The 19,860-nt window shown below is 68.4% G+C and carries 15 protein-coding genes; 8 read left to right on the plus strand and 7 right to left on the minus strand.

What is annotated here, in order from left to right; genetic code table 11:
- The first annotated feature begins 191 nt into the window (after positions 1-191).
- The 4 genes from ASG63_RS01415 (at position 192) to hflX (ending at position 5,767) form a co-directional block, all read left to right on the plus strand.
- Entirely contained in the window at positions 192-2,465 is a 2,274-nt protein-coding gene (locus ASG63_RS01415) for a sensor histidine kinase NtrY-like (protein ID WP_056211298.1), read from the plus strand.
- Complete coding sequence (gene ntrX / locus ASG63_RS01420; protein ID WP_056211300.1) at positions 2,462-3,832, plus strand: nitrogen assimilation response regulator NtrX; 1,371 nt, start codon at positions 2,462-2,464, stop codon at positions 3,830-3,832. The genes ASG63_RS01415 and ntrX overlap by 4 nt, the downstream gene beginning before the upstream one ends.
- Positions 3,833-3,986: 154 nt before the next feature.
- A complete protein-coding gene (hfq, locus tag ASG63_RS01425) occupies positions 3,987-4,241 on the plus strand; it encodes an RNA chaperone Hfq (protein WP_009866358.1) in 255 nt (84 codons plus the stop codon).
- Positions 4,242-4,354: 113 nt separating this feature from the next.
- Positions 4,355-5,767, plus strand: a complete 1,413-nt coding sequence (hflX, locus tag ASG63_RS01430; protein ID WP_056211302.1) for a GTPase HflX — start codon at positions 4,355-4,357, stop codon at positions 5,765-5,767.
- A 94-nt stretch (positions 5,768-5,861) separates the two neighbouring features.
- On the opposite strand, the gene ASG63_RS01435 is transcribed toward hflX, so the two are convergent.
- The 3 genes from ASG63_RS01435 to uvrA all read right to left on the minus strand — a co-directional run bounded on the left by ASG63_RS01435 (position 5,862) and on the right by uvrA (position 11,142).
- The gene (locus tag ASG63_RS01435) at positions 5,862-6,440 is read right to left on the minus strand and encodes a fasciclin domain-containing protein (protein ID WP_056211304.1); all 579 of its coding nucleotides are present in this window, start codon (positions 6,438-6,440) and stop codon (positions 5,862-5,864) included.
- Between the two features lie 255 nt (positions 6,441-6,695).
- Positions 6,696-7,655 carry a transporter gene (locus ASG63_RS01440; RefSeq protein WP_056211306.1) on the minus strand — a complete coding sequence of 320 codons (960 nt, stop codon included), beginning with the start codon at positions 7,653-7,655 and terminating at the stop codon, positions 6,696-6,698.
- A 511-nt stretch (positions 7,656-8,166) separates the two neighbouring features.
- Positions 8,167-11,142: an excinuclease ABC subunit UvrA gene (uvrA, locus tag ASG63_RS01445; RefSeq protein ID WP_056211308.1), complete on the minus strand. Its 2,976-nt coding sequence runs from the start codon at positions 11,140-11,142 to the stop codon at positions 8,167-8,169.
- A gap of 483 nt (positions 11,143-11,625) precedes the next feature.
- Between uvrA and ASG63_RS01450 the strand changes: the two genes are divergently transcribed.
- Positions 11,626-13,680 carry a methyl-accepting chemotaxis protein gene (locus tag ASG63_RS01450; protein ID WP_056211309.1) on the plus strand — a complete coding sequence of 685 codons (2,055 nt, stop codon included), beginning with the start codon at positions 11,626-11,628 and terminating at the stop codon, positions 13,678-13,680.
- A 6-nt stretch (positions 13,681-13,686) separates the two neighbouring features.
- Here ASG63_RS01450 and ASG63_RS01455 read toward each other — a convergent pair whose 3' ends face one another.
- Complete coding sequence (locus tag ASG63_RS01455; protein ID WP_244479781.1) at positions 13,687-14,328, minus strand: hypothetical protein; 642 nt, start codon at positions 14,326-14,328, stop codon at positions 13,687-13,689.
- 182 nt (positions 14,329-14,510) lie between these two features.
- On the opposite strand from ASG63_RS01455, the gene ASG63_RS01460 reads away from it, so the two are divergent.
- Positions 14,511-15,935, plus strand: coding sequence for a DEAD/DEAH box helicase family protein (locus ASG63_RS01460; RefSeq protein ID WP_056211312.1), 1,425 nt, complete (start codon positions 14,511-14,513; stop codon positions 15,933-15,935).
- Positions 15,936-16,036: 101 nt separating this feature from the next.
- Positions 16,037-16,429 carry a phage holin family protein gene (locus ASG63_RS23895; protein WP_082487734.1) on the plus strand — a complete coding sequence of 131 codons (393 nt, stop codon included), beginning with the start codon at positions 16,037-16,039 and terminating at the stop codon, positions 16,427-16,429.
- A 3-nt stretch (positions 16,430-16,432) separates the two neighbouring features.
- On the opposite strand, the gene ASG63_RS01470 is transcribed toward ASG63_RS23895, so the two are convergent.
- The 3 genes from ASG63_RS01470 to epmA all read right to left on the minus strand — a co-directional run bounded on the left by ASG63_RS01470 (position 16,433) and on the right by epmA (position 19,099).
- Positions 16,433-16,882, minus strand: coding sequence for a hypothetical protein (locus ASG63_RS01470; protein ID WP_056211314.1), 450 nt, complete (start codon positions 16,880-16,882; stop codon positions 16,433-16,435).
- Positions 16,883-16,997: 115 nt separating this feature from the next.
- Positions 16,998-18,050, minus strand: a complete 1,053-nt coding sequence (locus ASG63_RS01475) for a lysine-2,3-aminomutase-like protein (RefSeq protein ID WP_056211316.1) — start codon at positions 18,048-18,050, stop codon at positions 16,998-17,000.
- Positions 18,047-19,099 carry an EF-P lysine aminoacylase EpmA gene (epmA, locus tag ASG63_RS01480; protein WP_056211318.1) on the minus strand — a complete coding sequence of 351 codons (1,053 nt, stop codon included), beginning with the start codon at positions 19,097-19,099 and terminating at the stop codon, positions 18,047-18,049. The genes ASG63_RS01475 and epmA overlap by 4 nt, the downstream gene beginning before the upstream one ends.
- A 182-nt stretch (positions 19,100-19,281) precedes the next feature.
- On the opposite strand from epmA, the gene efp reads away from it, so the two are divergent.
- Positions 19,282-19,848, plus strand: coding sequence for an elongation factor P (gene efp / locus ASG63_RS01485; RefSeq protein ID WP_056211320.1), 567 nt, complete (start codon positions 19,282-19,284; stop codon positions 19,846-19,848).
- Positions 19,849-19,860 lie beyond the last annotated feature (12 nt).

Raw genomic sequence — 19,860 nt, forward strand, 5'->3', positions numbered from 1 at the left:
GGCCCAAGCGGCGCCTCGCCTTCTAGAAGATTCCGACCCTCCTCCGTGCCCAATTCGTATTAATTTCGCCACACTGTTGTGGCGACGCATCAGCAATGCCGTGGCTCCGCTCGTCCCACAATTCCAAGGCCTCCCGGGAGGGTTCGGGCTCCGCCGATCCAGCGGAGACCGGCGGGACCGACCGATCACCCATGACGGTGCGTCCCCCGCCGCGCGGCCCAGGCCTGATCGGTGCGCTGGTGGTCATCACGGCGCTGGTCTCCGCCATCACCACCTTTCTGATCCTGGCCGGCGTGATCCGGGTCACGCCGACGCCGACGGTGGGACTGACCCTCCTCGGCATCAATGTCTTCCTCGTCCTCGGCCTCGTGGTGATCATCGCCTGGGAGGCGCGGGTCTTCCTCTACGCGCGGCGGACGAATGCCGCGGTGGCCCGCCTGCACACCCGCATCGTCGGCCTGTTCAGCCTGATCGCCATCCTGCCGACCGTGCTCCTCGCAGTGGTGGCGGCGGTGACCATTGATCGTGGCCTGTCGCTCGGCTTCACCGATCGGGTCCGCGACGTGGTTCTCAAATCCGTCGAGGTGGCGGATGCCTATCAGGAAAACCAGTGCCAGAGCCTGGCGCGCGAGATCCGCATCCTGGCCGACGACCTCACCCGGGCGCGGCCGAACTTCGACGTGAATCGCGCTTGGTTCGAGAGCTTCCTCACCACCCGCGCCACGGCCCTCGGCCTGCCGGTGGCCGAGATCATGCGCGGCCCGAACGAGGTGGTGGCGCGCGCCAAGATCGATACCCTGAAGGAACGCCGCCTGCCTTCGGCGGCGGCCTTCGAGGACGCGGCGAAATCGACCGATCCGATCTGCCTCGTACCGAGCGAAGGGCGCATCTTCGCCGCCCTCCTGCGGATGCCGGCCTACGACGGCGCCGTACTGCTGGTGCAGCGCGAGGTGAGCCAGCTCGCCATCGAGTTCCCAGGCGTGTCGCGGGCGGCCGCCGCCGAGTACCTGACCTACGACTCGCTGAAGCGCTCGATCCAGATCAGCTTCGCCTCGGTCTTCGTGCTGATCGCCCTGATCGCCCTGCTCTCGGCGGTGTGGTTCGGCCTCAACTTCGCCAACCGCTTCGTCGCGCCGATCCGACGCCTGATCAACGCCGCCGACCAGGTCGCCTCGGGCAACTTCTACGCCCAGGTCCCGGCCCGCAAGAGCGACGGCGACCTCGCGCACCTGTCCGAGAGCTTCAACAAGATGACGCAGGAGTTGCGCCGCCAGCATGACGGTCTGACGGCAGCCAGCGATCTCATCGACCGGCGCCGTCGATTCACGGAGGCCGTGCTGGCTGGCGTCTCCCCCGGCGTCCTCGGTGTCGACGCGGCGGGGCACGTCACCATCGCCAATCCGTCGGTGGAGCGCACCCTCGGGCTCTCGGCCGACGCGATCGTCGGCAAACCCCTGACCCAGGCGGTACCCGAGCTGCAGGCGCTGTTCCCAGAGGGCGGCGAGGCGCGCCTGCGCACCCTGCAGCAGCAGATCCAGCTCACGCGGGACGGTCGCGAGCGCACCGTGACCGTTCGGGTCACCAGCGAGCAGGCTCAGGGCGGCGCCCGCGGCTTCGTCGTCACCCTCGACGACATCACCGATCTCGTCTCGGCCCAGCGCACCTCGGCCTGGGCGGACGTCGCCCGGCGCATCGCCCATGAAATTAAGAATCCGCTGACCCCGATCCAGCTCTCGGCCGAGCGCATCCGGCGCAAGTACGGCAAGGTCATCACCACCGACAAGGAGGTGTTCGACCAGTGCACGGCGACGATCGTGCGCCAAGTCGATGAGATCAAGCGCATGGTCGACGAGTTCTCGTCCTTCGCACGGATGCCGAAGCCGGCCATCGCGCAGAACGACCTCAGCGAGATCACGCGCCAGAACCTTTTCATGATGCGGGTGGCGCATCCCGACATGGAATTCTCGTTCGGCGAGGACGGCGATCAGCCGATCCTGGCCGCGTTCGACATCCGCCTGCTGTCCCAGGCGATCACGAACATCCTGAAGAACGCCGTCGAGGCGGTGCAGGCCGTGCCGGAGGCCGAACTCGGCCAGGGCAAGGTCGACGTGCGCCTCGTCCTCGAAGAGGGGTTCGTGATCATCGAGGTCACGGATAACGGCAAGGGATTTCCCATCGAGGGACGCCAGCGGCTGCTGGAGCCCTATATGACCACCCGCGAGGGTGGCACCGGCCTGGGGCTGGCCATCGTTAGCAAAGTCCTCGAAGAGCATGGCGGCGGGATCGAATTGAACGACAATCCGGAAGGTCGGGGAGGGCGCGTACGCCTGCGCGTCCCGCGCGACACCAGCGCCGCCCCCGTCCGAGACTCAGCCAACCACACGCCGCCGGAGGGCAACCCCTCTGCGCAGGATGAGAAGGGCGCCGCGCGGACGGCCCCCCCAATCGCGGAGATCCAGTCATGAGCGCCGATATCCTCATCGTCGACGACGAAGCCGACATCCGCGACCTCGTGGCCGGTATCCTCGACGACGAGGGCCATCGCACTCGCACCGCCGGCGGTTCGGACGAGGCCCTGGCGGCGATCGAGTCCCGTCGGCCCCACCTCGTCTTCCTCGACATCTGGCTGCAGGGCTCGCGCCTCGACGGCCTGCAGGTTCTCGACCAGATCAAGGCCGGCCACCCGGACCTGCCGGTGGTGATGATCTCGGGCCACGGCAACATCGAGACCGCCGTGGCGGCGATCAAGGCCGGCGCCTACGACTTCATCGAGAAGCCGTTCAAGGCCGACCGGCTGATCCTGGTGGCCGAGCGCGCCCTCGAAGCCTCGCGCCTCAAGCGCGAGGTTCGCGACCTCAAGGCCCGGTCGGGTCAGGCCAGCCGGCTCGTCGGCGCCTCGGTGGTGGTCAACCAGCTGCGCCAGACCGTGGAGCGGGTGGCGCCGACCAACGCCCGCGTGATGATCCTCGGGGCACCGGGCTCGGGCAAGGAGCTCTCGGCACGCACCCTCCACGCCCTGTCGGCCCGGGCGAACGGGCCCTTCGTGGTCATCAACGCCGCCACCATCACACCGGACACGATGGAGGCCGAGCTGTTCGGCGTCGAGGCGGGGGAGGGCCGGGCGCGCCGGGTCGGTGCCCTGGAGGAGGCCCATGGCGGGTCGCTCTACATCGACGAAGTCGCAGACATGCCGCGCGAGACCCAGAACCGCATCCTGCGCGTCCTGGTCGATCAGAACTTCCAGCGCGTCGGCGGCACGACGCGGGTGCACGTGGATGTCCGCATCATCTCGTCCTCGTCGCGCGATCTCGCCGAGGAGATCGCCGGGGGCCGCTTCCGGGAGGACCTGTTCCACCGCCTCTCGGTGGTGCCGATCCGGGTGCCATCCCTGTCGGAGCGCCGCGAGGACGTGCCCGAACTGATCACCTTCTTCATGGAGCAGATCTCGGGCGCGACCGGCCTGCCGCGTCGGCGCATCGCCGAGGACGCCATGGCGGTCCTCCAGTCGCACGACTGGCCCGGCAACGTCCGCCAGCTGCGCAACAACGTCGAACGCCTGATGATCCTGACCCACACGGACCCGGATCAGGAAGTGACCTCCGAGATGCTGCCCACCGAGATCGGCGCCCTGGTGCCGACGACGCCGAACGGGTCGGGCGGCGAGAAGCTGATGAGCCTGGCGCTCCGCGAGGCCCGCGAGATCTTCGAGCGCGAGTACCTGATCGCGCAGATCGCCCGATTCTCCGGCAACATCTCCCGCACGGCGGAGTTCATCGGCATGGAGCGCTCCGCACTCCACCGAAAACTCAAGTCGCTCGGGATCGGCCCCTGAGAACACCGCGGCGATGCACTTGCATCGCGACCGCGATACACGTGTAATGTTCCCGCACCGTCGCCCTGCTGCGCAGCGGGTCGGGGCATGCGAGACCAACGGACGAGAACCCGTCATTACGGCGGGCGGCGATGCGAACCAAGGATAAGAAAAAATGGCGGGCGAGCGCGCTCAGAACCTCCAGGACACGTTCCTGAACCATGTTCGCAAGAACAAGATTCCGCTCACGATTTTCCTCGTGAACGGCGTCAAGCTTCAGGGCGTGGTGACGTGGTTCGACAATTTCTGCGTGCTCCTGCGGCGGGACGGCCATTCGCAGCTCGTCTACAAGCACGCCATCTCGACGATCATGCCGGGGCACCCGGTGCAGCTGTTCGAGCCCGACGAAACGGCGCCGGACAAGGCCTGAGCGCGCGGGAAACTGCATCCGTCCGGCCGGAAAGGTTTGCCGCGCCCTTGTCTGGGGCCGGCAAGCGCCCATTGTCCTGAAGACACGCAGGACAGGGTTGAACAAAGAACTTCATGACTGAACCGATGACGCCCGGCGAAGCCCGGCTCCAGGCGATGGCCGCCCCCGAGGGTGACATCGCGGCGGCAACCCACACCTTCGTCGTCGGACCCTATCTCGGGCGCGCCGCCGCCGCCCGAGGCAATTCCGACGGCAGCCCGGAAGCCTTGCGCTCGACCGAGGCGCGCCTCGACGAGGCCGCCGGGCTCGCGGCCGCCATTGAGCTCGACGTCGTCGAAGCCATCGTGGCGCCGGTGCAGCGGATCCGCCCGTCAACCTATCTCGGCAAGGGACGCGTCGAGGAGCTGGCCGGCGTGATTCGCGCCCGCGAGATCGGTCTCGTGGTGATGGACTGCGCCCTGTCGCCGGTGCAGCAGCGCAACCTTGAGAAGGCGTTCGGCTGCAAGGTCATCGACCGCACCGGCCTGATCCTGGAGATCTTCGGCCGGCGCGCCTCGACTCGCGAAGGCACGCTGCAGGTCGAGCATGCCCATCTTGCCTACCAGAAGAGCCGCCTCGTCCGGTCCTGGACCCACCTGGAGCGCCAGCGGGGCGGCTTCGGCTTCCTCGGCGGTCCCGGTGAGACGCAGATCGAGGCCGACCGGCGCATGATCCAGGAACGGATGACGAAGATCGAGCGCGAGCTCGACAGCGTGACCCGCACCCGCGGCCTGCACCGACAGAGCCGGGCACGGGTGCCCTACCCGATCGTGGCCCTCGTGGGCTACACCAATGCCGGCAAGTCGACGTTGTTCAACACCCTCACCAAGGCCCAGGTCATGGCGCAGGACATGCTGTTCGCGACCCTGGACCCGACGGCGCGGGCGACGAAGCTGCCGCACGGCGAGACCGTGATCCTCTCCGACACGGTGGGTTTCATCTCGGAGCTGCCGACCTCCCTGATCGCAGCCTTCCGGGCGACCCTGGAGGACGTGATCCACGCCGACATCCTGCTCCATGTCCGCGACGTGTCTCACGTGGACAGCGCCGCCCAGGCGGAGGATGTGGGCTCCGTTCTGCGCGAGCTCGGGATCGAGACTTCGGCCTCGCGCATCATCGAGGTCTGGAACAAGGCCGATCTCCTCGATGCGGATGAGCGAACCCGCCTCCTGAATCTCAGCGGACAGGGCCGCAGCGATCGGGACAGCGATGCACCGGTGCTGGTCTCGGCCCTGACGGGGGAGGGGCTCGGTGTCCTGACGGCGCGCATCGAGGCGCGGATCGCGCGCCAGCGTTCGACCTTCGCGGTGGTTCTCCCGCCGGAGGACGGCGCCGCCCTGCACTGGCTCTACGAGAATGCCGAGGTGCTCGACCGGCGCGAGGAGGAGGGCGGCACGATGCACCTCGCCATCCGCATCGCGCCCGAGAAGGAGCCGCGCTTCCTGAACCGCTTCGAGGGCGCGCGGCGCCTCAATCGGGTGAGTTGACGACCTTTCCGACGGCTCGTCCCTGAACGCGTGACGCCCGCGATCCTTCCGGATCGCGGGCGTTTCCGTCAGTGGCGCCGAGGGCCCGAAACGATCAGGGCTGGAGCACGCCGTTGATGACGTGGATGACGCCGTTCGACTGCATCACGTTGGCGGTGGTGACGGTGGCGGTGCTGCCCTTGGCGTCGGTCACGTAGACCTTCTTGCCCTTGGTCTGGACGGTCAGCGGCTCGCCCTCGACCGTCTTCAACTGCGCTTCGCCGCCGCCGTCCTTGGCGAGCTTCATCAGATCCTTGGCCGTGTAGGTGCCGGGGACCACGTGGTAGGTCAGGATCTTGGTCAGGGTCGCCTTGTTCTCGGGCTTCACCAGGGTCTCGACCGTGCCGGCCGGCAGCTTGGCGAAGGCGGCGTTGGTGGGCGCGAACACCGTGAACGGGCCGGGGCTGGCCAGGGTGTCGACGAGGCCGGCGGCCTTCACGGCGGCGACCAGGGTGGTGTGGTCCTTCGAGTTCACCGCGTTCTCGACGATGTTCTTCGAGGCGTACATCGGCGCACCGCCGACCATCGGGTTCTTGGCGAAGGCCGCGACCGGGAAGGTGGCGCCGACGGAGAAGGCGAGCAGGACGGCGGCGATCTTGGAAGCCACCGGGCGACGGGCGTGACGCGTGATCATGGAGCGTATCCTCTGGAACGATTGCCCCTTCGTGGGCATCATCGTCCGGTACGGAGGACGGTCGGATAAAGTTTCAGACGTCGGCGGATTGCTTGAAGGGCGGACGGGGTTTCTCTTACCCGCGAGGCACCGGCTCGGACCCCCTCTCGGAGCGCTCTCTGTCGCCGAACACGCGAAAGCCCGTCCGACAGGTTTCGGACGGGCTTTGCGCGATCCCCTCTGCGGCGGGGCCAGGCCCCGCCGCCGGACGTCGGATCAGTACTTGCGGATGATCGGCGCGGGAGCGGCGGCAACCGGGGTCGGCGAGTACAGCGGAACGATCAGGCGGCCCGAGATCTCGGTGCTGTCGAAGCTGGTGGTCGCGACGGTGCGGGCGACGTAGACCTGCGCGGTGACGGGCCCGAAGTCGTAGCCGACGAGGCCGCCCATCAGGAACCGGCCGCGATCGTTGAAGGCGGCGTTGACGGTGCCGACCCGACCGAGGCTGGTGTCGAAGTTGACGGTGCCGTAGGCGATGGCGCCGATCTCGAACTTGCCGAACTTCTTGGTCGCGGTCAGGTCGAGGTTGAGCGAGTCGGACAGGGTGTAGACGGTACCGAAGTTCCGGCCACCACCGAACGACGACGGCGAGTCGTAGAAGTTGGCGGTCAGGTTGGCGGTGATGTTCCAGCCATCAGCCGTGTAGCTGCCTGCGATGCCGGCGCGGTAGGTGTTCGAGGAGAGCTGCGGCAGCACGGCGCCGGCGCCGAGGACACCGTTGTTCTGCACCAGAACGCCGCGGTCGCCGTTCAGCTCGTTCAGGTAGACACCGCCGAGCAAGCTGACGCCGAAGCCGCCGCCGAGATCGAAGGCCCAGATGCCGCCCACGAAGGTACCGACGTTGATCGACAGATCACGCACGCCGGTGGGGCCGCCGCGCTTGCCGAAGGCGAACACGGTGGGGGGAGCAACGAGGAGCTCGACGCGGCCGCCGAAGGGAACGAACGGGGTCGACCAGACCAGCACTGGGACGTTCACACCGACGTCGACGGCCGACGGATTGTCCCGCGACTGGAAGACGAACGTGTTCAGCGCATAGATGCCCTCGGGCAGCGGGGCGCCGGTGGCCAGGCCGACCTGCTCGCCCGGAACCGTCGTGGTCTGAGCGTAGGATGCGGTGGCGGTCATGCCGACCGTGAGCGCGAGCGCTCCGGCAACGAGCCAGTTCTTCGACATTTTTACTCTTCCTTCCCAAGGATTTCAGGCGTCCGCCACGCAGCCGTCCGAACCATTCTGCCGATGCGCCGCTTGTTCGCAGCTTGTTTGCAGTGGATCCGGCGGCCCCCCTTGCGGCCCGTTCTCAAGTCTCAACGTCGAGAACTATTCTACATGACGGCGCGGAAGGACAGAGGAATGCTTGGAAACGGGGCAGTTCGGATCCGACCGTTGCGCAAAAGTCGCATTTTCGGTGCAGTGCAGCGGAAGGATTTGTTAACCTTTTGAGCAGGTTGGCCGACGTCTTCGCGCCTCCGCGAAGACCTGGAACGGCAAAATACCGCTGAACACTCAAGCTGTTATGGTTACGGTTCCGTCCCAGGACGATCCGGCAACCGCCCGCGGACCATTGCGCAGTCCGGCGCGCTCGGTCGGGTCGGACCGAGCTCCCGACCGGCGGGTTGATGCGTTGCGCCACCGGTTCGGATCGGTCGACTCGGCGAATCGTCGGATCTCGCGTCGTCCCGATGCGCTATTCGGCGGCGGCCCGACCCTTCGCGGGCGCCGCGACCGGCCGACGCGCGAGGACGTCGCGCAGGAATCGACCCGTGTGGCTCGCCCGCGACTTGGCGATCTGCTCGGGCGTTCCTTGGGCCACGACGACGCCACCGCCGTCGCCGCCTTCGGGGCCCATATCGATGACCCAGTCGGCGGTCTTGATGACTTCGAGGTTGTGCTCGATCACCACCACGGTGTTGCCCTGGTCGACGAGCTCGTGGAGCACGTCCATGAGCTTGGCGACGTCGTGGAAGTGCAGTCCCGTCGTCGGCTCGTCGAGAATGTAGAGCGTGCGGCCTGTGGCGCGCTTGGACAGTTCTTTCGAAAGCTTCACCCGCTGCGCCTCACCGCCCGACAGAGTGGTCGCCTGCTGCCCGACCTTGACGTAGCCGAGGCCGACCCGGGCCAAGGTCTCCATCTTCTCGCGAATGGTGGGCACCGCCTTGAACAAATCGGCGGCTTCCTCGACGGTCATGTCGAGGACGTCGGCGATCGAGTGGTCGCGGTACTTCACCTCCAGGGTCTCGCGGTCGTAACGGCGGCCCTTGCAGACGTCGCAGGTGACGTAGACGTCCGGCAGGAAGTGCATCTCGATCTTGATGACGCCGTCGCCGGAACAGGCCTCGCAGCGTCCGCCCTTCACGTTGAAGGAGAAGCGCCCGGCCTGATAGCCGCGTGCCTTGGCCTCCGGCAGGCCCGCGAACCAGTCGCGGATCGGCGTGAAGGCGCCCGTGTAGGTTGCGGGATTGGAGCGCGGGGTTCGGCCGATCGGCGACTGGTCGATGTCGATGACCTTGTCGAGGTGCTCCAGCCCGTCGAGCCGCTCGAAGGGCGCCGGGTGCTCCAGGGCACCGTTCAGGGATTTCGCCACCGCCTTGTAGAGCGTGTCGATGATCAGGGTTGACTTGCCGCCGCCGGAGACACCCGAGATGCAGGTGAAGGTGCCGAGCGGGATGTCGACCGAGACGTTCTTGAGGTTGTTGCCCCGGGCCCCGACGAGGCTGAGCGTGCCCTTCCGTCCCTTGCGACGCGCCGTCGGCACCCGCACGCTCATCTCGCCGGTGAGATACTTGGCGGTCAGCGAATCCGGGTTCTTCAGCACCTCTTCGGGCGTGCCCTGGGCGATGATCCGTCCGCCATGGATGCCGGCGCCCGGGCCGACATCCACGACGTAGTCGGCCTGCAGGATCGCGTCCTCGTCGTGCTCGACCACGATCACCGAGTTGCCGAGGTCGCGCAGGCGCTTCAGCGTGCCGAGCAGGCGCTCGTTGTCGCGCTGGTGCAGGCCGATGGACGGCTCGTCCAGCACGTAGAGCACGCCGGTCAGCCCGGAGCCGATCTGGGAGGCCAGACGGATGCGCTGGCTCTCGCCGCCGGACAGCGAGCCGGAGCCGCGCGCCAGCGTCAGGTACTCGAGCCCGACATCGATCAGGAAGGTCAGCCGGTCGCGGATCTCCTTGAGGATCCGGTAGGCGATCTCGTTCTGCTTTTCGGTGAGCTTTCCCGGCAGCTCCGAGAACCATGCATGGGCATTTCGGACCGAGAGGGCGGTGATCTCGCCCACATCCTGCATCGCGATCTTGACCGAGAGTGCTTCGAGCTTCAGGCGCTTGCCGCCGCAGGTGGCGCAGGGCGTCTCGCTCATGAAGCGCGCGATCTCCTCGCGCGAGCTGTCGCTCTCGGTCTCCTTGTAGCGCCGCTCCAGGTTCGGGATGACGCCCTCGAAGGGCTTGTTCACCTCGTAGGCGCGCATGCCGTCGTCGTAGGCGAAGCGGACCGATTCAGAACCGGTGCCGGACAGGATCACGTCCCGGGCCTTCGTCGGCAGATCGGCCCAGGCGACCGTGGTCTTGAAGCCGAAGTGGCGGGCCAGCGCGTCGAGGGTCTGGCCGTAATAGGGAGAGGTCGACTTCGCCCAAGGACCGACGGCACCGCGCTTCAGGCTGAGCTTGGCATCCGAGATCACGAGCTCCGGGTCGATCCGCATCTCGTGGCCGATGCCGCCGCAGGTCGGGCAGGCGCCGAAGGGATTGTTGAACGAGAAGAGCCGCGGTTCGATCTCCGCGATGGTGAAGCCGGAGACGGGGCAGGCGAAGCGCGACGAAAAGGTGATGGCCTCCCGCGGCGCCGCGCCCTCCGGCGTCTCGGCGAACTCGATCAGGGCGATGCCGTCGGCGAGTTCCAGGGCGGTCTCGAAGGAATCGGCCAGCCGCGCCGCGATGTCCGCCCGCACCACGATCCGGTCCACCACCACGTCGATGTCGTGCTTCAGCTTCTTGTCGAGCTTCGGCACGTCGTCGATGGCATAGTACTCGCCGTCGATCCGCAGGCGCTGGAAGCCCTTCTTCTGGAACTCGGCGATCTCCTTGCGGTACTCGCCCTTTCGGCCGCGGATCACCGGTGCCAGGAGGTAGAGTCGGCTCTTCTCCGGCAGGGCCAGGACGCGGTCCACCATCTGGCTGACGGTCTGGCTCTCGATCGGCAGCCCGGTCGCGGGCGAGTAGGGAATGCCCACCCGCGCCCAGAGCAGGCGCATGTAGTCGTAGATCTCGGTGACGGTGCCGACCGTCGAGCGCGGGTTCTTCGAGGTGGTCTTCTGCTCGATGGAGATCGCCGGCGAGAGCCCGTCGATCTGGTCGACATCGGGCTTCGACATCATCTCCAGGAACTGGCGCGCGTAGGCCGAGAGGGATTCGACGTAGCGGCGCTGGCCCTCGGCGTAGATGGTGTCGAAGGCGAGCGACGATTTGCCGGAACCGGACAGACCCGTGAAGACAACGAGGCGATCGCGGGGAATCGTCAGGTCGATGTTCTTCAGATTGTGCTCGCGCGCGCCGCGCACCGAGATGACCCGCGCGTCGCGAGCCCCGTCGAACAGCGCCTCGATCTTGGCTTCGACCCGCTCGGCCTCGGCTTGCGATGTCTTGGCAGCGGCTTTGGCTTTGGCCATGAGGTCTCTTCGGAACGTCTTCGGCGCGGAACTCGTCGGGACTCGACCGGAGCCCCTGCGGCATGTCGGGCGCACCACCGCGTCGGGCAAGGCGCGCGCCACGCATAGCCGCTCTTCAGCTAGAACAAAAAGCGTACGCGGACAATATCGCGGCCTTCCGGCAGAGGTTTCAGCCGCCGCGACCGCACCGAATGGCATGAGGAAGTTCGCTGCCGACGGTTTGGAAGACGCGGCCCCCGCGGCTTCGGCCGCAGGATTGGGCCGACCCCTGCCGCCTCCGCAGACGGATCAGTTGCTTCGCGGTCCAGCGGTCGCGTGAGTGAAGCGGATCACGAAGCAACTGGATGGTTCGCTTAAGCTCCCGACCCGCCCTGCTTAAAAATTGAAGGGACCGACCAAAAATTGATCATAAGATAAATTTGAAACACAACTTTTACCGGCTGCTCCGACAGTGCCGCAGCGTTTCGAAGCAGGTTTCATGTGATGTCCGCCGGTCTTTTTTCATCGCTGCGCATTCGGATTCTTCTGGTTGCCCTCGCTCCATGTCTTGCGTTTGCGATGCTCGTGGGCCTTGCCATCACTGAGCGGATGAATGCTCGGACCCGGATGGTCCATGTGCAGGACCTCGTCGGCATGGCGGGCCAGATCAGCGCCCTGGTGCACGAAGCCCAGCGGGAGCGCGGGGCATCGAGCCTCTATCTCGCCGCCAAGGGGACCAAGTTTCGATCCGAACTCGATGCGCAGCGCCTGCGGACCGATGCCGCCCGGGCAGCCCTGGACGCGGGCCGGGCCGGCCTCGACCTCGCCGCCTTCGGAGCCGGCGTCGCCCGTCGCAATGCGGCGCTGACCGAGCAGCTGGCGGCGATCGTCCCCCACCGCGCGGCGGTCGACGGGCTCGGTCGCACGCCGGCCCAGAACATGGGGCTCTATTCGGGGGTGATCGCCAACGCGCTCGACTTGGTGCGCGAGGTTTCCCAGGTCGCCGCCAGCGCCGATCTCGCCGCCCGCATCAGTTCCTACTCGTCGTTCCTCGCCCTCAAGGAGCTGGCGGGCCAGGAGCGGGCCGCGGCCTCGGCGATCTTCGGCGCCGGCCAGATCGATCTTGCCGGCCACGAGCGTCTGGCGGGTCTGAGCGCGGGCCAGGGCACCTACGAATCCCTGTTCCGCCTTGGGGCCGAGCCGGAACAGGTGGCCCTCCTCGATGCCGGCAAGGCTGCGCCCGCGGCCCGGGAGGTCGATCGTCTCCGCCGCCTCGTTCTCGACACGCCCCCCGGCACGCCGCTCGCCTTCACCGATGCGCCCGCCTGGTTCCGCCTCGCGACCGAGCGCATCGATACGCTCAAGACGATCGAGGACCGGCTCACCGCGGATCTCGGAGCCGCCGCCGGAGACGCGCGCGCCGATGCCGAGCGGAGCGTCCTGGTCTGGATGGCCGTGGGACTCGCGATCCTGGTCCTCTCGTGCGGCCTCGCCTTCGCCGTCGGGACCGCCATCGCCCGTCCGCTCACCCGCATCGCCGCCTCCCTGACAGCCATCGGCCGAGGCGAGGAAGCCGGCCCGATCCCGCAGAACGGCGCCCGCGAGGTTCGCGCCATCGCGGCAGCGGCCGTCGACTTCCAGGCCAGCGTGGTCGAGCGCCGGCGCATCGCCACGGAAGCCGACCACCTCACCGCCCACGCCGCGGCGGCCCGCCGCGCCGAGATGGTGGCACTGGCCGATCGCTTCGAGGCCCAGGCCAGCGGGATCGTCGAGGCAGTGTCGGCCGCCGCGAGCCAGCTCGAAACGGCGGCCTATGCCCTCACCCAGGCCGCGACCGACACGTCATCCCTGAGTGGGTCCGTGGCCGCAGCCTCGGCGGAAACCGCGGCCACGGCCGACACCGTGGCGGCGGCCACGGAGGAGCTCAGCGCATCGGTGCGGGAGATCGGCAACCGCGTCGAGGCCTCGAGCGCGGTCGCCGGCGAGGCGGAGCGCGATGCGGCGCGGATGGCGGAGGATGTCCATCGCCTGGCCCAAGCGGCGAGCAGCATCGGCGAGATCGTCGGCCTGATCACCAGTATCGCGGCCCAAACCAACCTCCTGGCGCTGAACGCCACCATCGAGGCGGCCCGAGCCGGCGAGGCCGGGCGCGGATTCGCGGTCGTCGCCGCAGAGGTGAAGAGCCTCGCGACCCAGACAGCCAGGGCCACCGAAGAGATCGCCGCGAAGGTCGGCGAGATCGCCCAATCGACCGACGCGTCCGTGACGGCCATCGGTGGAATCACCGACGTCATCCAGCGCCTGAGTCGGATCTCGGAGGACATCTCGGTGGCCGTCGACCAACAGGAAGCGGCCACGCAGGAGATCGCCCGCAATACGGTCCTGACGTCCGAGGGCACCCGGGCCGTATCCGGCCACATCGTCGGTGTCCGCGAAGCGGCGGATTCCGCCCGCAGTGGGTCGGCGCAGGTGCTCACCGCGGCGAGCGATCTCGCCCGTCAGGCCTCGGCCCTGCGCCGGGAAGTCGACGGCTTCCTGGTCACGGTTCGGGCCGCCTGATCCGCCCTACGGGTTGGTCTTCCAGGGGTTGATGACGCGCATCGCCGTCAATTCCGTCTTCACGGACTGGTCGACGCTCGCGGGCATCACCTTGCGCGCTTGCGCCATCATCTTGCGGGCCTGATCCGCTGGAAGAGCGCCGATCGGCAGCATCATCGCGGCGAGCTGGTTGCGGGTGCGCCGATCGACGAAGTCGGAGCGCCCGACGCTCTCGAAGTCGCGAACGGTGTGCCGGTCGTCGGGCCGCCCGGTGAAGACCTTCGCGCCGTCCTTCATCACCACGATATCCCCGGGGCGGAGGGTCTCGTCCTTCATGAAGGCGGCCGCGGGGCCGGCCTTCATGTCGAGCGGGGTCTGGCGGTCCGTGACCTTGATCTGCAGGGGCTCGGATTTGGGAAGCGCGGCGTAGCGGATCTTCGGACGCTGGCGCGTGGCCTTTCGGATCGAGCGACGGGCCTGCTGATAGTCGAAGCCAGGATCGGCCACCGGCGCGGGCGCGGCTTGCTGCGCCGGCCGTGCGGGCGCAAAGAGCAGGTCGAACAGGCCGCCATCGGCGCTCTGAGCGCACGCCGGAAGCGTGAGCATCATCAGTCCGAAAACGGGAGCGGCGACAGTGCGCGTGGCTGCGGAGAACGGGATCGTCGGCATCGATGTCTCCGGGTGAGGCGCCCGACGGCGCGCCGAGATGACCCCTTAACAAAAGCACAACCTGAACAGTTCCGAGTTTTTCAAAAGATGGTGAGGGCTGTGCCAAGACTTCGCGAGCCTGCTTTCGCAGCCGAGAAGAGAAAAAAATCCGGCTCGGATCGCATCCGCGGACCGGTCGCCTGATGGTTGCCAGTGAACACCTGGTTCCGCGCCCGCATCAGCGTTCGGCGCGCGACGCGATCCTGGCTGCACGTGCTGCCGGCCGGACAGGATTTCTGCTCGGCGACACGACCGGCCTCGGCAAGACCCTGTCGGTCTGGAGCGCGGTCGCGGCCATGCCCGAGCGCGATGTCCTCATCGTCTGTCCCAAGGGCGCGATGCCCCAGTGGCGGCGCACGATCGCCTTGGCGCATCTCGGCGAGAAGGCGGTGACGCTCATCAATTACGAGCGCACCAAGGCGCTGATGGCGCCGCCTCCCGCCAGCAACCGGCGCTCGACCCGGGCAAAGAACAATGCGCTCGCCCGGCATGGCACACCGAAGCGGACCTGGTCCCTGGTGGTCTTCGACGAGAGCCACCGGATCCGGAACCCGTACGCCCAGCAGAGCCTCGTCTGCCGGCAGATCGCGGAGGCGGCCGCCTTCACGATCTATCTCAGCGCCACCGCCGGCCAGGCCCCGCACGAGCTCTCCTATCTCGGGCGCCTGCTGGGTGAGGCCGCGGGCCAGCCCACAGCGACCCTGGCGGACTTCCGAGGTCTGATGCAGCACCTCGGGATCGGCCGGGCCAAGGGCCGCTGGACCAACTGGTCCTGGGACGCGAACCCGCGCGACTGCACGGTGATGGCCGACCTGCTGTTCAAGGGGGAGGGGGCGATCGGCCTGCGCCGGCGCCCCGGCGACATCGCCGGGTGGCCCGAGGTGCAGCGCGCCCTGAGCGCGGTCGCCCTCACGCCGTCCGAACGCCGCCTCTACGACGCGACCTGGCGCGAGTTCCGCCGGGAATGGGGCCTCCTCGGCGGCAGCACCCGCAAGCCGGCCGGCTGGGCGGCGGACCTGCGATTCCGCCAGAAGGCGAGTCTGCTCCGGGTCTCGGGCACCACGGCCTTTGCCGACCTCCTGATGGAGGACGGCCACGCAGTGGCGATCTCGGTGGCCTTCCTGGAGACGGCTTCCGCGCTGGTCGAGGCGATGCAGGCGGCGGGCTGGCGGGCCGACGCGATCACGGGCACGCAGTCGGGCGAGGCGAACGAGGCCGTGCGGCTCGCCTTCCAGACCGGTGGGCTCGACGCCGTCGTCTTCACCGTGACGGAATCGATCTCCCTGCATGCCCACGAGTTGCCGGGGGGCGAGAAGCCGCGCGCGCTCATCGTCCACGACCTGCGCCACAGCGCGATCCAGCTGACGCAGATCGAGGGCCGCTGCCACCGGGACGGACAGCAGGCGACGATCTACTACGCCCTCGCCGAGGGCACGGTGGAGGAGAGCATCGCCGCCACCGTCGTCGGCCGCATGGCCTCGATGGACGCCATGGCGGGCGAGGACACCAGGCTGATCGACGCGATCGCCCAGGCCATCGCCGAGGTGCAGGCCGGCGAGGCGGCCTAGGTCGGCCTCGTTCCGTTGGAACGGGATCGAACCGCCACGGTTGTGGCCATCAGGGTCCCGTCTCGCCGGGGCGCCTACCCCCAACGAGGAGGACCATCCCGATGGCACGACCGACGCCGAGCCTTGGCCGCCTGATCAGCGAGGGCCTGCGCCATGGCGGCGACCTCGTCGGCCAGGAACTTGAGCTGATGCGGCGCGAGACGGACGGGAACATCCGCGCGATCCTCGGCCTCGTCGCCCGGTTCGGCACCGCGCTCACCCTCGTGGTCGCCGCCCTGGTGATGCTGTTCGTGGCGCTGGTGAAGGGCATCGCCGCCCTGATCGGATCCGAGATCCTGGCGGCGCTCATCGTCGGGGCGCCCTTCGCTGGAATCGCCCTCGTCCTGATGGTCCTGGGCCTGCGCCGGATGGACCGCTCCAACCTGCTGCCGCGTCGCTTCGAGCGCCAGGTGGAGAAGGACGCCGCCCTGGTGGCCAGCCGCGTCGCCGACTGAACCTCAGGCCTTCCGGACGGAGCCGAGCAAGGCGTCCTTGTCCACGCCGAGCGCCGCAGCGATCTCGGCCAGGGCCGCGTGCTCCGGCTCGCTGATTCCGGCTTGGTCGGCGACGTCCGCGGCGATCAGGAACACGCTGGTGCGCTGGGCGATCTCGCGCTCCGCGATGGCGGCGACGAAGTGCAGGTTCTCGGCGCGGCCGGCGCGGGTACGGGCGCGGGCGATCCCCTCGAACAGCTCGGCCTCCAGCTTGAGGGTGTCGTAGCCGCGCTCGAGGATCGGATTGGACCGCATGCCGGCGAGCGCGACCTCGATCTCCTCCTCGTCGATCTCGTAATCCGCCAGGATGACGTTGGCCGAGGCCGAGACCGCCGCTTCCATCAGCGCCCGGTCGCCCAGATAGGCGCCCATGGTCTGGGAGAAGCGCCCGACGAACTCCTGAAACACACCCATCCGGCTCCCCGAAGACTTTCAAAATGGGCTGCACCCGGATCTGGCCGGACCGTCCCACGACACCGCTTTCGCATCAAAAGCTTGGCGCCGGAGGCGTGTCAACGCACCTGCCGCTTCACGGCTCGCACGCCTTGGGCGGATAGTCGTGGACGGCTCCCTGCGGGTCGGTCACCCGCCATCCGGCGCCGGCTTCGGCGAGATAATCGGGCCCGGCCGGGACCTTGCCGTGCCCGCCCGGGATGTCGAGCACGTAGAGGGGCTGGGCGAGACCCGAGAGGCGTCCGCGCAGGGCCCGGACGAGGTCGCGGCCCGCGCCGAGATCCGTGCGCAGGTGGCTGGTCCCGGGTGCGAGGTCGCCGTGATGCAGGTAGTAGGGCTTGATCCGGTTCTCGACGAAGCGCCGCATCAGCAGGGCCAGGGTCTCCGGATCGTCGTTGATCCCGGCGAGCAGCACCGTCTGGCTCACCATCGGGATGCCGGCATCGACGAGGCGCGCCACGGCCGCGCAGGCCGCCGGGGTGAACTCGCGCGGGTGATTGGCATGCAGCGCGACGAACACCGCCCCCTCGAATCGCTTCAGGGCCTCGATGAGCTCCGCGCCGACCGAGCCGGGGTCCACCACCGGAACCCGGGTGTGGATGCGCAACACCCGCACGTGCGGGATCGCCGCGAGGGCGGCGGCGATCTGGGCCAGCCGGCGCGGCGCCAGGGCGAAGGGGTCGCCCCCGGTGACCACGACCTCCCAGATCTCGGGCCGTTCGGCGATGTAGGCGAGGGCCCGGGCAAGATCGGCCTCACCCAGGGTCCCGAGGCCCTCCGGCCCGACCATTTCGCGCCGGAAGCAGAAGCGGCAATAGACCGGACAGACATGCAGCGGCTTCAGGAGCACCCGGTCCGGGTAGCGATGGACCAGGCCGGGCAGGGGGCTGTGGGCCCCGTCGCCGATGGGGTCGGCCGCCTCCTGATCCTGCGTCTGCAATTCCTCGGCCCGGGGCAGGAACTGCCGGGCGATCGGGTCCGCCGGATCGTGCGGATCAATCAGCTCGGCCATGTCGGCGGTGACGGAGACGGCATAGCGGGCCGCCACGGCCTCCAGGGCCGGAAGGTCGGCGGGGGCAACGAGCCCGACGCGGGCGAGGTCGGCCGGCCGACGCAGGGACGGACTCATCGCGCCGGCCCCACCACCGGCGTCCAGAGCACATCCTCGATGTGGCGGGCATCGGTCGCCAGCATGACGAGGCGGTCGAGGCCGAGGGCGATTCCGCTCGCCTCCGGCATGATCGCCAGGGCGTGGAGGAAATCCTCGTCGATGGGATAGGACTCGCCGTAGACGCGCGCCTTCTCAACCATCTCGAGCGTGAAGCGCCGGCGTTGCTCCTCGGCGTCCGTGAGCTCGCCGAAGGCATTGGCGAGTTCGACGCCGCAGGCATAGAGCTCGAAGCGCTCGGCCACGCGCGGGTCGCGCGGGCTCGGCCGGGCCAGGGCGGCTTCGCTCACGGGGTACTCGCACAGGATCGTCGGGCGCCCGAGCCCGAGATGCGGCTCGATCCGCGCCACCAGGACCCGGCTGAACAGGTCGGCCCAGGTGTCGTCAGCGGCGACCCGGAGCCCGGCCCCGGACACGGCCGCCGCGAGCGCCGCACGGTCGGTGGTGCCGTCGGCATCGATGGTGGCGAGGAGGTCGATGCCAGCACGCGCGGCGAAGGCCTCCGCCACGGTCACCCGCTCGGGCTTCGCGAAGGGATCGGCCGTGCGACCGCGATGGCGCAGTGTCGGGACACCCGCCGTCTCCGCGGCGAGCGCCAGGAGCTCGGCCCCGTCGCGCATCAGCGCGGTGTAGTCGGCCCCGGCCCGGTACCATTCGAGCATGGTGAATTCCGGGTGGTGCAGGGGCCCCCGCTCGCGGTTGCGGTAGACGCGGGCGAAGCTGACGAGGCGCGGCTCGCCGGCGGCCAGGAGCTTCTTGCAGGCGAATTCCGGCGAGGTGTGGAGGTAGAGCGCCTGCCGCGCGCCGTCCGGACCCAGGGCCTCGGTGGCGAAGGCCGAGAGATGGGCCTCGTTGCCGGGCGAGACCTGCAGCGCGGCCGCCTCGACCTCGACGAAGTCGGCCGCCGCGAAATGCGCTCGGAAGGCCGCGACGATGCGGTTGCGCACCATCAGGGCTGGCCGTCGGTCGGCGTGGCGATGGGGCGCCCACCAGGGGGAGGGGGTGTTCATGCGGCGAGCTTTGCGACCTGCTTCAGACCTGGAATCGACGTCTCGGGAGTGGCGTCTCGCGGAGCGACTGGCAACGGTGGCGCGGATAGGTTAGTGGCGGAGCCAAGATGTCGCTCCCGCGGAGAGATCCGCGTCGGGGTGCCGAGTCGTTTTTCTCAACGAACACAGCAGGACCAGACCCCGTGAAGGTGATCGCCTCTACGCTCCGCAAGGGCAACGTCGTCGACAAGGATGGCAAGCTCTACGTCATCCTGACGGTCGAGAACATCCACCCCGGCAAGGGCACCCCGGTGACCCAGCTCGACATGCGCCGCATCACCGATGGCGTGAAGGTGTCCGAGCGCTACCGCACCACCGAATCGGTCGAGCGCGCCTTCGTCGAGGACCGGGAGCACACCTTCCTCTACGAGGACGGCGAGGGCTTCCACTTCATGAACCCCGAGAACTACGATCAGGTCGCGATCCCCAAGGACGTCGTCGGCAATGCCGCCCCGTACCTTCAGGAAGGCATGGCCGTGATGGTTTCGACTCATAACGGCGTGGCGCTGACCCTCGATCTGCCGCAGCGCGTCGTCCTCGAAGTCACCGAGACCGAGCCGGCGATGAAGGGCCAGACGGCCTCCTCGTCCTACAAGCCCGCGATCCTCTCCAACGGCGTTCGTACCGCCGTGCCGCCGCACATCGCCGTCGGCACCCGCGTGGTGATCATGACCGAGGACGGCTCCTACGTGGAGCGCGCCAAGGACTGACCGCACCGGAGG

It is taken from the genome of Methylobacterium sp. Leaf94 (genome assembly GCF_001426045.1).
In the GTDB taxonomy this organism is placed as follows: Bacteria; Pseudomonadota; Alphaproteobacteria; order Rhizobiales; family Beijerinckiaceae; genus Methylobacterium.

Excerpts from the sequence above, each read along its gene's own strand:
- uvrA (WP_056211308.1), bottom strand. The coding sequence starts at position 11,142 with ATGGCCAAAGCCAAAGCCGCTGCCAAGACATCGCAAGCCGAGGCCGAG.
- ASG63_RS01415 (WP_056211298.1), top strand. The coding sequence starts at position 192 with ATGACGGTGCGTCCCCCGCCGCGCGGCCCAGGCCTGATCGGTGCGCTG.
- hfq (WP_009866358.1), top strand. The coding sequence starts at position 3,987 with ATGGCGGGCGAGCGCGCTCAGAACCTCCAGGACACGTTCCTGAACCAT.
- ASG63_RS01450 (WP_056211309.1), top strand. The coding sequence starts at position 11,626 with ATGTCCGCCGGTCTTTTTTCATCGCTGCGCATTCGGATTCTTCTGGTT.
- ntrX (WP_056211300.1), top strand. The coding sequence starts at position 2,462 with ATGAGCGCCGATATCCTCATCGTCGACGACGAAGCCGACATCCGCGAC.
- hflX (WP_056211302.1), top strand. The coding sequence starts at position 4,355 with ATGACTGAACCGATGACGCCCGGCGAAGCCCGGCTCCAGGCGATGGCC.
- ASG63_RS01470 (WP_056211314.1), bottom strand. The coding sequence starts at position 16,882 with ATGGGTGTGTTTCAGGAGTTCGTCGGGCGCTTCTCCCAGACCATGGGC.
- ASG63_RS23895 (WP_082487734.1), top strand. The coding sequence starts at position 16,037 with ATGGCACGACCGACGCCGAGCCTTGGCCGCCTGATCAGCGAGGGCCTG.
- ASG63_RS01435 (WP_056211304.1), bottom strand. The coding sequence starts at position 6,440 with ATGATCACGCGTCACGCCCGTCGCCCGGTGGCTTCCAAGATCGCCGCC.
- ASG63_RS01460 (WP_056211312.1), top strand. The coding sequence starts at position 14,511 with ATGGTTGCCAGTGAACACCTGGTTCCGCGCCCGCATCAGCGTTCGGCG.
- ASG63_RS01455 (WP_244479781.1), bottom strand. The coding sequence starts at position 14,328 with ATGCCGACGATCCCGTTCTCCGCAGCCACGCGCACTGTCGCCGCTCCC.
- ASG63_RS01440 (WP_056211306.1), bottom strand. The coding sequence starts at position 7,655 with ATGTCGAAGAACTGGCTCGTTGCCGGAGCGCTCGCGCTCACGGTCGGC.
- epmA (WP_056211318.1), bottom strand. The coding sequence starts at position 19,099 with ATGAACACCCCCTCCCCCTGGTGGGCGCCCCATCGCCACGCCGACCGA.
- ASG63_RS01475 (WP_056211316.1), bottom strand. The coding sequence starts at position 18,050 with ATGAGTCCGTCCCTGCGTCGGCCGGCCGACCTCGCCCGCGTCGGGCTC.